The 12,127-nt window shown below is 61.6% G+C and carries 13 protein-coding genes and 1 pseudogene; 7 read left to right on the top strand and 7 right to left on the bottom strand.

Annotation, left to right across the window (positions count from 1 at the left end; genetic code table 11):
- Window positions 1-62: 62 nt before the first annotated feature.
- The 6 genes from atpA to ACFMO3_RS01100 all read left to right on the top strand — a co-directional run bounded on the left by atpA (window position 63) and on the right by ACFMO3_RS01100 (window position 6,227).
- Entirely contained in the window at window positions 63-1,760 is a 1,698-nt protein-coding gene (atpA, locus tag ACFMO3_RS01125; protein ID WP_376788587.1) for a F0F1 ATP synthase subunit alpha, read from the top strand.
- A 145-nt stretch (window positions 1,761-1,905) separates the two neighbouring features.
- Window positions 1,906-2,856: an ATP synthase F1 subunit gamma gene (gene atpG, locus ACFMO3_RS01120; RefSeq protein WP_376788586.1), complete on the top strand. Its 951-nt coding sequence runs from the start codon at window positions 1,906-1,908 to the stop codon at window positions 2,854-2,856.
- 91 nt (window positions 2,857-2,947) lie between these two features.
- On the top strand, window positions 2,948-4,357 hold the full coding sequence (gene atpD, locus ACFMO3_RS01115; RefSeq protein WP_376788585.1) for a F0F1 ATP synthase subunit beta: 1,410 nt from the start codon (window positions 2,948-2,950) through the stop codon (window positions 4,355-4,357).
- Entirely contained in the window at window positions 4,354-4,608 is a 255-nt protein-coding gene (locus ACFMO3_RS01110) for a hypothetical protein (RefSeq protein WP_376788584.1), read from the top strand. Before atpD ends, ACFMO3_RS01110 begins: the two co-directional genes overlap by 4 nt.
- A 118-nt stretch (window positions 4,609-4,726) precedes the next feature.
- Entirely contained in the window at window positions 4,727-5,167 is a 441-nt protein-coding gene (locus ACFMO3_RS01105; protein ID WP_376788583.1) for a F0F1 ATP synthase subunit epsilon, read from the top strand.
- A 40-nt stretch (window positions 5,168-5,207) separates the two neighbouring features.
- Window positions 5,208-6,227: a rod shape-determining protein gene (locus ACFMO3_RS01100; protein WP_376788733.1), complete on the top strand. Its 1,020-nt coding sequence runs from the start codon at window positions 5,208-5,210 to the stop codon at window positions 6,225-6,227.
- A gap of 28 nt (window positions 6,228-6,255) precedes the next feature.
- Here ACFMO3_RS01100 and ACFMO3_RS01095 read toward each other — a convergent pair whose 3' ends face one another.
- Genes ACFMO3_RS01095 through ACFMO3_RS01085 form a run of 3 tightly spaced genes read right to left on the bottom strand, consistent with a single transcriptional unit; the run spans window position 6,256 to window position 8,813 of the window.
- Window positions 6,256-6,858 carry an NUDIX hydrolase gene (locus tag ACFMO3_RS01095; protein ID WP_376788582.1) on the bottom strand — a complete coding sequence of 201 codons (603 nt, stop codon included), beginning with the start codon at window positions 6,856-6,858 and terminating at the stop codon, window positions 6,256-6,258.
- A 38-nt stretch (window positions 6,859-6,896) separates the two neighbouring features.
- Window positions 6,897-7,835: a cobalamin-binding protein gene (locus ACFMO3_RS01090; RefSeq protein WP_376788581.1), complete on the bottom strand. Its 939-nt coding sequence runs from the start codon at window positions 7,833-7,835 to the stop codon at window positions 6,897-6,899.
- 3 nt (window positions 7,836-7,838) lie between these two features.
- Entirely contained in the window at window positions 7,839-8,813 is a 975-nt protein-coding gene (locus tag ACFMO3_RS01085; RefSeq protein ID WP_376788580.1) for a TIGR00269 family protein, read from the bottom strand.
- 222 nt (window positions 8,814-9,035) lie between these two features.
- Here ACFMO3_RS01085 and ACFMO3_RS01080 point away from each other — a divergent pair, with 222 nt between their 5' ends.
- Window positions 9,036-9,782, top strand: a complete 747-nt coding sequence (locus tag ACFMO3_RS01080) for a DUF3782 domain-containing protein (RefSeq protein WP_376788579.1) — start codon at window positions 9,036-9,038, stop codon at window positions 9,780-9,782.
- Between the two features lie 78 nt (window positions 9,783-9,860).
- Here the strand turns inward: ACFMO3_RS01080 and ACFMO3_RS01075 are convergent, their stop codons facing one another.
- The 4 genes and pseudogenes from ACFMO3_RS01075 to ACFMO3_RS01060 form a co-directional block, all read right to left on the bottom strand.
- Entirely contained in the window at window positions 9,861-10,151 is a 291-nt protein-coding gene (locus tag ACFMO3_RS01075; protein WP_376788732.1) for a sugar transferase, read from the bottom strand.
- Window positions 10,148-10,579 (bottom strand): nucleoside-diphosphate sugar epimerase/dehydratase, encoded by a 432-nt coding sequence (locus ACFMO3_RS01070; protein WP_376788578.1) that lies wholly within the window; start codon window positions 10,577-10,579, stop codon window positions 10,148-10,150. Before ACFMO3_RS01070 ends, ACFMO3_RS01075 begins: the two co-directional genes overlap by 4 nt.
- Window positions 10,537-10,884 (bottom strand): annotated as a pseudogene (locus ACFMO3_RS01065) (FAD-dependent oxidoreductase); the annotation flags it as partial. The gene ACFMO3_RS01070 and the pseudogene ACFMO3_RS01065, both read right to left, overlap by 43 nt.
- A 507-nt stretch (window positions 10,885-11,391) precedes the next feature.
- On the bottom strand, window positions 11,392-11,943 hold the full coding sequence (locus ACFMO3_RS01060; protein ID WP_376788577.1) for a hypothetical protein: 552 nt from the start codon (window positions 11,941-11,943) through the stop codon (window positions 11,392-11,394).
- Between the last annotated feature and the right edge of the window lie 184 nt (window positions 11,944-12,127).

The raw sequence follows: 12,127 nt of genomic DNA, 5'->3' as shown, positions 1-12,127 counted from the left end.
TGACTCCTTTCACATAACCAGCTGGGTGGGTGTTCCCGTATCCCATAGATGCGAGGTGGGCGATGGCCGATCGAACAGACGCCTGGCAGGAGTTGATCGCTTCGTTGCAGCAACGAATCGAGGCCTATACCCCTGAAGTGGAGGTCGCCGAAATCGGCGAGGTGCTCGAAGCCGGGGATGGGATCGCCCGGTGTTCGGGCCTCCGCAACGTGATGGCCAGCGAGCTGGTGGAATTCGAGAACGGGGTGATGGGGATCGCCTTCAACCTGGAGCGGGACAATGTCGGTGTGATCATCCTGGGGGATTTCAGCGGGATCCGTCAGGGGATGAAGGTCCGCGGAACCGGCCGGATCGCCTCCGTGCCGGTGGGCCAGGCGTTGCTGGGCCGTGTGGTTGATCCCCTGGGGCGCCCGCTGGACGGCAAGGGGCCGATTGTGACGGATCGTTATCGGCCGATCGAGCGGATCGCTCCAGGGGTGACCAAGCGCCAGGATGTGGATACACCGGTCCAGACGGGCATCAAGGCGATCGATGCCATGATCCCCATCGGCCGTGGCCAGCGAGAGCTGATCATTGGGGACCGCCAGACCGGGAAGACGGCTATCGCGGTGGATACGATTATCAACCAGAAAGGGAAGGGGATGGTTTGCATTTATGTGGCCATCGGCCAGAAGCGGGCCCAGGTCGCCCGTCTGGTGGCTACCCTGGAGCGCTACGGCGCGATGGATTACACCATTGTGGTGGCTGCTACCGCCTCCGATCCCGCGGCGCTGCAATATATCGCGCCCTATGCGGGTTGTGCGATGGGTGAGGAGGTGATGGAGAACGGGGTGATCGTCGATGGACAGCTGGTCAATGATGCGCTCATTGTCTACGACGATCTCACCAAGCATGCCTGGGCCTATCGCCAAGTCTCTTTGCTGCTCCGGCGTCCGCCCGGCCGGGAGGCTTATCCCGGCGATATCTTCTACCTTCACTCCCGCCTGCTGGAGCGCGCGGCCCGTCTGGCGAACAAATACATCATTGTCCCCAAGGATGCACCGGAGGACATCGACATCAAAGAGGGAGTCGATGGGAAGGTGTATACCGGCCCCCTGGGTTACAAAGAAGCTATGAAGGCTCTGGAGGCGCGCCCGGATAAGGAAAACCTGAAGATCCTGAAGGTCAGGGGATCGGGGGGAAGCCTCACGGCCCTGCCGATCGTGGAGACGCAACTGGGGGATGTCTCGGCCTACATCCCGACTAACGTGATCTCCATTACGGACGGCCAGATCTACCTGGAGACCGATCTCTTCAATGCGGGCATTCGCCCGGCGATCAACGTGGGGATCTCCGTCTCCCGGGTAGGGGGCGCGGCCCAGACGAAGGCCATGAAGCAGGTGGCTGGGCGGCTGCGCCTGGAGATGGCCCAGTTCCGGGAGCTGGCTGCCTTCGTGCAGTTCGGGTCGGATCTCGACAAGACCACATTGGCGATCATCGAGCGGGGCAAGCGGCTGACAGAGGTTCTGAAGCAGCCTCAGTATGAGCCGATGCCTCTGGAAGAGCAGGTAATGGTGATCTTCGCCGGGACCAACGGATATCTGGATCCGATCCCGGTGGAGAAGGTGCGTCAGTGGGAGAAGGAATTCCTGCGCTTTATGGCCACGAACTACCCGGAGGTCGGCCGCGATATTGCAGAGCGGAAGGAGATCACCAAAGAGATGGAGGAGAAGCTGCGCCGGGCGATTGAGGAGTTCAACCGCGGCTGGCTGGCGGGGTGATCGATGGTATATTCCCCGAGGGCTGAGGGGTGTCGGAGGCTGTGCCAGGGTTCTGGATCCGGGCGGAGTGGTTGTGGCAGGAGCCTCTTCTTTCCGTCGTCGAATGCTGGGGTGATCCGACAGACCGGGTCGGGAGGTTAAAGTCGTGCCTACTCTTCGGGAATTGCGACGTCGTATTCGGACTGTCCGAAGTATCTCCCAGATTACCCGCGCTATGGAGGCGGTCTCCGCTTCCAAAATGCGGCGGGCTCAGGAGATGACCCTCGCATCCCGCCCGTATTCCCAGAAGGCCTGGGAGGTCCTGGTCCATCTCGCTCATCAGGCGGAAGCCAGCGCGTTGCTTCACCCCATGCTGGACGTGCGCCCTGTGCGCCAGGTTTTGCTGATCTTGATTACCGCTGATCGAGGTCTGTGCGGCGCTTACAATGATAACGTCATCCGCCTGGCCTTTCGGTTCGCCGCCGTCAGCCGGGCCCCTGTATCCTTTCTTACTGTAGGACGAAAGGGGAGGGATGCGGTGGCCCGAGTGCGCGGGGCGCTGGTGGCCGATTTTTCACCGATGCCTCGTTGGCCTCGTTTTACCGATGTGCGCCCGATCGCCCGGGTGGCCATGGAGGAGTTTCTGAAAGGAAGCGTGGATGAGATCTACATCGCTTACACGGACTTCATTAACACGATGGTCCAGCGCCCCCGGGTCCGGCGGCTGCTGCCGCTTCGCTTCGCCCAGGGCCATGAGCCGGCGGTTCCCGAGGCCGTCGAGCGGCTGGACACTCGGGCGGTGGCGAACAAGACGTTTATTTACGAGCCGGATCCGGCGCAATTGCTGGATGTGATTCTGCCGCGCTTTGTGGAGCTTCAGGTCTACCACGCGGTTCTGGAGAGCCTGGCCAGCGAGCATTCAGCCCGTATGGTGGCCATGCGCAATGCGACGGAGAACGCGGAGAATCTGATTTATACGCTGACCCTGAGCTACAACAAGGCCCGCCAGCAATCGATCACCAGTGAGATGCTGGATATCGCCGGCGGGGCGGAGGCCATGCGCCAGGCCGCGCGGGCGCGCCTGGATCTGCGCCCGCGCGCCGGAGCTAGCCGTTAATCGCTTTCCCGGCCGTTTACACGGCTCACTTTTCCCCAGGGCTTGGGAGTGTTTTCCTCAACTCCGATCATTTTCGGGAGGGAAGAAAGCGATGGCGAAAGGCTCTGTGGGACGGATTGTGCAGATCCTGGGGAATGTGGTGGATGTGGAGTTCCCACCGGAGGAGTTGCCGGATATTTATAATGCCATCGAGGTTCCCCGCGATGGCCACCGGCTGGTGCTGGAGGTGCAGCAGCATCTGGCGGGTGGGATGGTTCGTTGCATCGCGATGGATACCACCGATGGACTCCGCCGGGGCATGGTGGCGTATGATACGGGGGCTCCGATTATGGTGCCGGTTGGGGAGGCCACCCTGGGCCGGGTGTTCAATGTGCTGGGCGAGCCAATCGATGATAAAGGCCCGGTTCGCGCTCAGGAGTATCGGCCGATCCATCAGCCCCCACCCTCCCTCGAGGAGCAATCGACTCAGATCGAAGTCTTCGAGACTGGGCTGAAGGTGATCGACCTCATCGCCCCGTTCATGCGGGGTGGGAAGGTAGCGGTCTTCGGCGGCGCGGGGGTAGGCAAGACGGTGATCATCATGGAGCTCATCCGGAACATCGCGACGGTCCACAAGGGGATCTCCGTCTTCGCCGGGATCGGCGAGCGCACCCGCGAGGGCACGCAGCTTTACCGCGAGATGATCGAAGCAGGGGTGATCGACAAGACTGTGATGGTCTTCGGCCAGATGAATGAACCACCGGGGGTTCGTCTGCGGGTGGGGCTGACGGCCCTCACAATGGCCGAATACTTCCGGGATCAGGGGCGGGATGTTCTCATCTTCATCGATAACATCTTCCGTTTCGTGATGTCCGGCTCGGAGGTCTCCGCCCTGCTCGGCCGCATGCCCTCGGCGGTCGGTTATCAGCCCACCCTGGCCTTCGAGATGGGGCAGCTGCAGGAGCGTATCACTTCTACCCGGCGCGGCGCGATCACTTCGATGCAGGCCGTGTATGTGCCGGCGGACGATTACTCGGATCCTGCCCCGGTGGCGACGTTCGCTCATCTGGACGCCACTATTGCCCTGGAGCGAAGTATTGCGGAGAAGGGGATTTACCCAGCCGTGGATCCGCTGGCTTCCACCAGCCGGATCCTGGATCCGCGGATCGTCGGGGAGGAGCATTATACGGTGGCCCGCGAGGTGCAGCGGGTGCTCCAACGTTATAAGGATCTCCAAGACATCATTGCCATCCTGGGGATCGATGAATTATCGGAAGAAGATAAGCTGATCGTGGCGCGAGCCCGGAAGATCGAGCGGTTCTTCAGTCAGCCGATGTTCGTCGCCGAGCAGTTCACCGGCCTGCCCGGCCGCTATGTCCCGCTGAAGGAGACGGTGCGCGGTTTCAAGGAGATCCTGGAGGGCAAGCACGACGATCTGCCCGAGGCGGCTTTTTACATGGTTGGTACCATCGACGAGGCCGTGGAGAAGGCGGAGCGCCTGCGCCGAGGTGAGCTGCGGTGAGCTTCGAAGGCCAGGATCTCCATAGGATCATCGGGGGACTGGCCGCTGCCCGGTGGGGGATCGCCCGCACTACCGTGGATGTCGCTGTCGTGCGGATTCTTCCGCAGGAGCGGTTGTCTGCCCTGCTTGTCCGATTCGGGCAGGAGGGGCGCTATGTTTCCCCGAGCACTCTCGTGCGCCTTTCAGCTGGGGCGCCAGTGAAGCTGGCGTTTACACGTTGGTTTTCGGTGGACCTGGGGGGGCATCGCTGAGCCTCGGTCACCGGGCGATCCAGCGGGCCCAGGAGGCGCAGTTGTTTGGGATTCCGCTTATTTTGGGGTTCCAGAACCGATGGAGCAGTGGAGCCATCTGTAAAGAGGAGATTGCCGGATGAGTCCGATGCGTCTGGAGATTGTGACACAGGAGCGCGCCCTGTTCAGCGGGGATGTGGATATGGTGGTGGCCCCTGGAGTGGAGGGGGAGCTGGGGATCCTACCCGGACATGCGCCGTTGCTGACCGCTCTGGGCGTTGGGCCGTTACTGGCCCGGAGGGGGGGCGAGGAGCTCTGGTTCGCGATCCATGGGGGGTTCATGGAAGTGAGCCCGGAGAAGGTGATCGTCCTGGCGGATGTGGCGGAGCGGGCGGAAGAGATCGATATCGCGCGGGCAGAGGAGGCCCGTCAGCGGGCGGAGCAGATCCTGAAGGAGCGACCGGCAGGCGTCGATCTGAATGCCGCTCTGGCGGCTCTGCGTCGCTCGCGGGTTCGCCTGGAGGTGGCCCGCCGCCGCCGAATCCGTCGGGAGGGATCCGCTGGATCCGGCGCTTCCTGAAGCTCTGCGCAAAACATCAAGCGATAGGGACTTCGTGATGCTGACCAAGCGTTTAGGGATCGATCTGGGCACCGCGAACGTGTTAGTCTATGAGGTCGGCCGGGGGATTGTCCTTCAGGAGCCCTCCGTGGTGGCCATGCCTGTGGATGGGGATGAGATCTTGGCGGTTGGGGAAGAGGCTCGGGCAATGTATGGCCGCACCCCGGAGGTCATTGAGGTGATTCGGCCTCTTCGGGATGGGGTGATTGCGGATTACTATGTGACAGAGCGAATGCTTCGGTATTTCATCGCCAAAGTATGCGGCCCTATCCGCCTTTTCCGTCCCCATGTGATGATTTCGGTCCCTTACGGGGTGACCAGCGTGGAGAGCCGCGCGGTGCATGAAGCGGCCGTGGCCGCCGGGGCCCATCCTGGCCACGTTTATTTGATCCCTGAGCCTCTGGCGGCTGCCCTGGGGGCGGGGCTGCCGGTGGATACTCCTACAGGCAATATGGTGGTTGATCTGGGCGGCGGCACGACCGAGGCGGCCGTGATTTCCATGCTGGGGATTGTGACTGCCCACTCTGTTCGAGTGGGCGGTATCCGTATGGATGAGGCCATCATCGGTTATGTACGCCGGAAATATAATATGGCGATCGGAGAGCCTACTGCGGAGCAGGTGAAAATCCAGATCGGAACAGCTCTCCCGCTGGATCCTCCCTTGACGATGGAGGTGCAGGGGCGGGATCTGGTCACCGGCCTGCCGCGCACCATCACTTTGAGTTCGGAGGAAGTGCTGGAGGCGATCCAGGAGCCTCTCCAGGCCGTCATCGGGGTGGTTCGAGCTGTTCTGGAACGGACGCCGCCGGAGCTGGCGGCGGATATCATCGATCGGGGGATGGCCCTGGTGGGGGGAGGAGCGATGCTCCGTCGGATCGATGAGTTCCTTACCCAGCAAACGGGTGTCCCGGCTTATGTGGCGGATGCCCCCATGGCCTGTGTGGCGATGGGAGCCGGAAAAGCGCTGGAGCATATCCATCTGTTCCAGCGCACGCTGACTACGCTCTGGTCCTGGTTATAGCCTCTGGCTGAGGGCCCCAAGAGGATCGTTAGGGTCGGAGAAGCAGGTGTTCGCGATGATGTTCCCAGACAAAGCGATGTCCGATGGCGCGAAAGGCGCCCCAGCCCCTCCATGGGGCATCCAGGGACTCCAGACGGCGGGCGATTTCGGGAAGGGCTTCCGGGGAGATCCAGCGGAAGGCGGCGATCCGCTCTGCCCGATCCGTTGCACGGGGCTCTCCTTCTGTATGGATATGGAAGACAAATGAGACAAAGGGAAGGCCATGGTCCCGATCGGTTTCTGAGGGGTAGAGGGTGTAAGTGATTAGACCCCACCATGTTGCCGAGTGCACAGGCAGGCTGGTCTCCTCCTCGATCTCCCGATGCAGAGCAGCCCATGCGGTCTCCTCCCATCCGATACCTCCGGTCAGCAGCCGATAGGCCTCTGGGGGATAGAACGCTTTTGTGTGAACCAAAATCTCACCCCCTGGCCGCTGGATGACCATGAGAACCTCTCCCCGGCGCCGGCTCAGGCTTCGGCGCACCTCTTCCCACCATCCATCTGCGATGACCGTCGCGTGCTGATACGGCTGCGGTCCGAACTGAGCGGTCAGGGTTTCCAGTTCGGAGGGCGCAATCAGTGGGCGATTCATGGAAGCACCTCCCGGTCGCCTGATGTGGACCCTCCGCTTCATCCGTGGTGGGAGAGGGGAAGGGGCGATAGGCGTTGCGCGGCCCACTCCACCAGCGGGGTGTGAAAGCGATCTGGATGGAGTATAGCGGCAAGCAGTTCGATGCCATCAATAGTGCGGGGCCCAGGCCGGCTGAAGTAAGCTGAGGCATCTAAGGCATAGACTTGTCCCCTCTGTGCCGCCGGGATTCGGGTCCAGAAAGACAGGCGATCCAGAAGAGATTGGGCCGCGATGATGTCCTTCAGGCGATATCCGCATGGGATGAGACCGATGACCTCCGGTTGCGCTTTCTCGATCTCCTCCCATGGGATCCGAGAGGAGGGCTCTCCGGCTCGCCCCATGATCTCTGTTCCTCCTGCGATTGTTACCATATCCGGAATCCAGTGGCCACAGCGGAACGGAGGATCCAGCCACTCGAGCATCAGGACCCGTGGCCGGGGTGCACCGGCCACGGCCGCTTCCACCCGGGCCAGGCGATGGCGCCATTCCTGGATTCGGGAGTCTGCCCGTTCGGGAACCCCTGCGGCCTCCGCGATCTGACGCAGGCTTTCGAAGATGTCCTCGAGACGATACGTATTGATCGCGATTATGCGAGGTGGGCGGCGCAGCCGAACCGAAGCTCGCATGGCCTGGCCTTGGGGAACGGCACAGACCTCACACAGAGCCTGGGTAAGGACCAGATCGGGTTCCAGGGCGGCGAGCTGCTCCTCGTCGATCGTATAAAGTGGCTCGCCTTTCCGAGCCTTCTCCCGAACCGCTGCATCGATCGCCGCGGGATCGGAGAGGCCTTCGGGAAGGGTACTGCGAGTCAAACGGGGCAAATGGGCAACTACCTCAGGGGGAAAGTCACATTCATGGGAGATGCCCACCAGCTGCTTCTCCAGCCCCAGGGCGCAGATCAGCTCGGTGGCGCCGGGAAGAAGGGAGACAATGCGCATGCCTTATTCCTCCACAGAGAGAACCGGCGCAGCGATTGTGCGGGCAGGCCGTCGACGTTCCCACAGCCGGCAGAACGCGCAGATCCCCGGCGCCGAGGTGGGTTGCCCACACTTCTCGCAGGCGTGCAGCTCGGCCTCATCGGTCCGAAAAGTGATCAGGCCTTCTTCCTTTGCCTTCAGGAAGCCTAGATAAAAGCGAAGCTTGGTGCCCGGGCGTTCCTCCTCAAGTTTCGCCAGCCACTCCTTGTAGGCGATGCTGGTGGAGCCCTCCGCGTATGGACATTCATCGTAGATATAATCGATGCCCCGGAGCAGGGCATAGGCGGCGGTCTCACGCTCGTAAAAGCGGCAGAAGGGCTTCACCTTGCGGGCGAATCCCGGGCGGGAGGCAGGTAGCACAGGGCCCTGGCGGGCCATATAGCCGACCTGCCAGTTCATCACATTGCCGAAGAGCACAGCGACCTCATCATCCAGATTATGTCCTGTCGCCAGGGCCGCGTAGCCACCATCATATGCGACGCGGTTCATAATGTAGCGCTTGATCAGTCCGCATACGGCGCACGGTTTATCCCGCCCTCGCAGGGTCCGAGCAGCGACTTCCGGGATTGTCTCGCCATAGACTTCTTTAACGTCCACCACAATGAGCCGGGCGTCTGGCCAGCGTTCCTCGACAAAGCGTCGGCATTTCTCATAGGACTGATCGGAGTAACGAATGCCGCCGTCGATGCCCAGGCCGATGTATAGCCCATCGGCTTGGTAGCCCAGGCGCAGCAACACATCCCACAGGCTCAGGGAATCCTTGCCTCCCGAGACGGCCACCAGCACCCGCTCCGAGCGATCGAACATCCGGAACATCCGGATGGTCCGCTCGGTCTGCTCCACGAACCATTCCAGATAATGCACATCGCATAGGGCCAGCCGGTGCTGGCGCATCATGATGGCCGCCTCGCGGCCACATTTCCGACAACGGATCGCCATCGTGAGATGCCCCTCCTCTGCTGGTTTTCCTGCAATCAGCGTCATTCTAACGCGGAAGGGAATCTTTTGTCGAACAATACATCTCGCCTCATGAAGTCGATGCGGATGTCATTGGTCTGAAATGAAGCTTGCAACGCCCCGGAGAAGCGATAGGGCTGGTTGACAGCCTCTCGTGATCCATGTTAACCTGGGAAAAGACCGATAGAGCGGGAGGCCCGACCCATGACCCCTCAAATGATCGAGGAGTTGCTTCAGGATCCCGTGTTTCGTATGAAGTTTTTGGAGCTTCTCGATCGCGATCCGGCGTTCCGGGAGGAGGTGCGCCGCAAGTTGTTGACGGAGGACCTCTTGGCTCTCCCAGCGCAGGTAGAGCGCCTTCGGCTGGAGATCCATGAGGAGTTCGAGCGAGTTTGGGAGGTCCTTGGGGAGAATAGCCGGCAGATTGCGGCGCTGACGGAGCGGATGGAGAAGGTGGAGGCGCAGATTGCGGCACTGACGGAAGAGATGCGAGAGCTGCGGCGGGTGGTGGGTCGGATAGAGGAGCGATGGGGGCTGGTGCACGAAAACATGGCTGAGGATCTCATGCCCCGGTTCCTGGCCCTGACAGGCCGTCAGGTGCGGCGGAGCGTTATGGTGCAGTTCGATGGGGAGGCCGATCTGGTCCTGGAGGTGGAGGAAACAGATGGCCGTCGGATCACTATGATTGTGGAAGTAAAGGGGCGGATCTGGGGTCGTCGGCCCTTCGAGCAGGCCCTGGAGAGGATCAGGGATCCTGGTTTCCAGAGCTGGTTGCAACGGGAGGGATTCCCGGAGCCGGTGGTTCCCGCGGTTTTTGGACTGGCGGTATATGCAGGGGCAGATGCGATCGCCGGAGATCTGGGGGTGGGGTTATACGAGGCGCGGCGAGGAGAGGTGGTTCCTCCCCAGACAACCGCTGGTCCGTGGGGACGGTTACCCTCATCGGAATAACGAAGGCACGTCGGCTGAATGCCGAACATCCCATCGATCGGAAAGGAGGGAGCGGGCGACGCCGCCCGCTCCGCTTTTTTATCCCTCGCGGCCCGGCGATCGTCTCAGCGAATGCGCCGCGTGCTCACCGGAGACCTGCCAGAGGCCGGTGATGCCCGGCTTCACGGTGAGCAGATTCAACGCCCAGCGCCCGTAACGGGAGATCTCTTCCGGTGTCAGAATCCGTGGCCCTACGAGACTCACCTCACCCCACAGCATGTTAAAGAGCTGTGGAAGCTCGTCCAGGATCCAGCGTCGCAGGAATCGCCCTACCCGGGTCACCCGCGGGTCGTCTCGCAGCTTATAGTTTTGCTCGAAGGCCTTTTTCAGCTCAGGGTTCTGCTCCAGAAGGAGCTCCGCGCAATGGCTGCCAGCGTGTAATCCATCACGGCCTCAAGGAGTTGTTCCATCGGAGAGAGGCGGAGCCGTCTCCAGTAGAACAGGGGAACTCCCATCACTTCCCAAACCTCTGTTCCGGTAGCCAGAAGTTCATAGAGGCCTGAGGAAAGCCGCAGATTCACCTGAGGATGGAAAGCAAAGGCGCGGAAAAGCTCGACCAGGGCTTCCCGGAGGAGAGCGCTGGCCGAAACGATGACTTCCCGAACCCCGAACTGTTCGGTCAGGCGGGGAAGGTCCGTCAGAGTGCCTAGAACGGGCAGGCCGAGCAGCAGCTCTTTCCCACGAGGAAGATGGGGGTCCAGGATGCCCAGGAGGATCATTCCGGAGATGGGGGAAGAACGAGTTTGTTCCGCCACCATGCGGGCTTCCTCATCCGCGCCCACGATCGGATACAGACGGCCTTCATGGAAAAACGCCGTGTAGCCCGGAAGCCAAGCCGATTCGCGATCCCCAGCTCTGCGGCCAGCTCCTGCATGTAGATATCGCTGGAGAGGATCGTGTGATAAAAGCGATCAACCTCCGCCTCTCCCATGCGGATGGTCTCCGCCAGGCCGCCGATCTGATCGCTGGCTTCATACAGGACCACCGAATGCCCAGCCTGGCTCAAAAAATACGCTAGGCTCACGCTGACAATTCCGCCGCCGATCACTGCAACACGCATCGCCTCCTTTTTCCTCGCCCTCCGGTCAGGTTCATGCCCAAATGTCTGTTGTCCTCATCTTTATGCGCTCCGGGCGATCAGGCTAACTCCCAGGGCGATCAGCAGAACTCCGGCGGCGACGCTCAAATCCAGCCGCGATAGTGCCGTCAGCCAGAACAGGCTGCCGCATTCGGATAGAGGGAAATTAACTGTTCACGGGTGGTGTGAAAGCCGGGCCGATTGAGTGGCCCGCCTGATCTCCTGACGCATGGCCTCCCAGCGTTCCAACTCGGCCAGCAAGGATCGCAGGCGGAGCCCCTCCTCGAGACGAGCGATCTATAAGCGGATCGCCTGTAATCTCTCCTCAATCCATTGATGCTCCATTCCGGCCCTCCATCTTCATCTGAGCGGTTGGGAGGCATCCATACCATCTCCCAGCTATGCGGGGATTCGCTAACAGGGAGCGCGTTGTAAGACGGAAGGTCCGGGAGGGGTTCATCGAAGGCCAGTTGGATTATGTAATACGGCATGTTACAGCTCGCTCGGGTGTAGAAATACGTGGTAGTGAAGAAGCGCCCCGCGTTGATCTCTGTCGGGAAGGCGAACTCCCGACCCGAGAAATATGGCTGGGCGATGAATGCCCAGTTCACCCCGCGGGATCGCCAGTAGGCGACCAGTGGATCCCAGTATCGATCCGCAGGGTGGCTCCTCGAGCTCCCGCACCTCCCCGCGTCCCTCCGGAAGTCGTGGGACGTGGTGCATGTTGAGCCCCTTCGGGGCGCCGGGTTCGCCCGGGAGGTCCCGGTGGACCGTCTGGTGTTCGATGTGGTGGACTGCCGCCTCTTTCCTCGAGGTCACCAAGATCCGGGGGAACGTCGAGAGCCACCAGGCTTCCAACCGTCGGGTTCGGGCCAGCTCCAGCCGCACCAGCCACCGAGTCAGACGTCCCGGGGCCTGGGTTTGTGCCTGCTCGAAGAGACGAGGGAGGCAGCCCTGCGCTGCATGGCTCCCGATGGCTGGGCGTCGTTGACCGTTATCCCGAATGGAGTGGACTGGCATTTTTCCGACCGTGGCCGGTTCCACGAGACCCTGCCACTTTGATCTTTACAGGGAATTCGCACGGCCCACAGCCCGCCGAATCCGGCGCCCACCACGACCACTCGCGGCCGATCCCGCTTGGCGATTATCTCCCTCCTCCCCGGATCTCGCTGTCGATCCGGCCATCCAGGGTATCTTAACCTGGTACCGGTCCCTTTGCTTGTTCTGA

It is taken from the genome of Thermoflexus sp., from assembly GCF_042408815.1.
GTDB lineage: Bacteria > Chloroflexota > Anaerolineae > Thermoflexales > Thermoflexaceae > Thermoflexus.
Note: the sequence above shows the minus strand (reverse complement) of the source record. Positions and strands in the feature narration are given on the sequence as shown.

Bases quoted from the DNA above. Each gene is read 5' to 3' on its own strand.
- ACFMO3_RS01070 (WP_376788578.1), bottom strand. From the start codon at position 10,579: ATGGTGGCGGAACAAACTCGTTCTTCCCCCATCTCCGGAATGATCCTC.
- atpD (WP_376788585.1), top strand. From the start codon at position 2,948: ATGGCGAAAGGCTCTGTGGGACGGATTGTGCAGATCCTGGGGAATGTG.
- ACFMO3_RS01080 (WP_376788579.1), top strand. From the start codon at position 9,036: ATGACCCCTCAAATGATCGAGGAGTTGCTTCAGGATCCCGTGTTTCGT.
- ACFMO3_RS01085 (WP_376788580.1), bottom strand. From the start codon at position 8,813: ATGGCGATCCGTTGTCGGAAATGTGGCCGCGAGGCGGCCATCATGATG.
- atpA (WP_376788587.1), top strand. From the start codon at position 63: ATGGCCGATCGAACAGACGCCTGGCAGGAGTTGATCGCTTCGTTGCAG.
- ACFMO3_RS01095 (WP_376788582.1), bottom strand. From the start codon at position 6,858: ATGAATCGCCCACTGATTGCGCCCTCCGAACTGGAAACCCTGACCGCT.
- ACFMO3_RS01105 (WP_376788583.1), top strand. From the start codon at position 4,727: ATGAGTCCGATGCGTCTGGAGATTGTGACACAGGAGCGCGCCCTGTTC.
- ACFMO3_RS01090 (WP_376788581.1), bottom strand. From the start codon at position 7,835: ATGCGCATTGTCTCCCTTCTTCCCGGCGCCACCGAGCTGATCTGCGCC.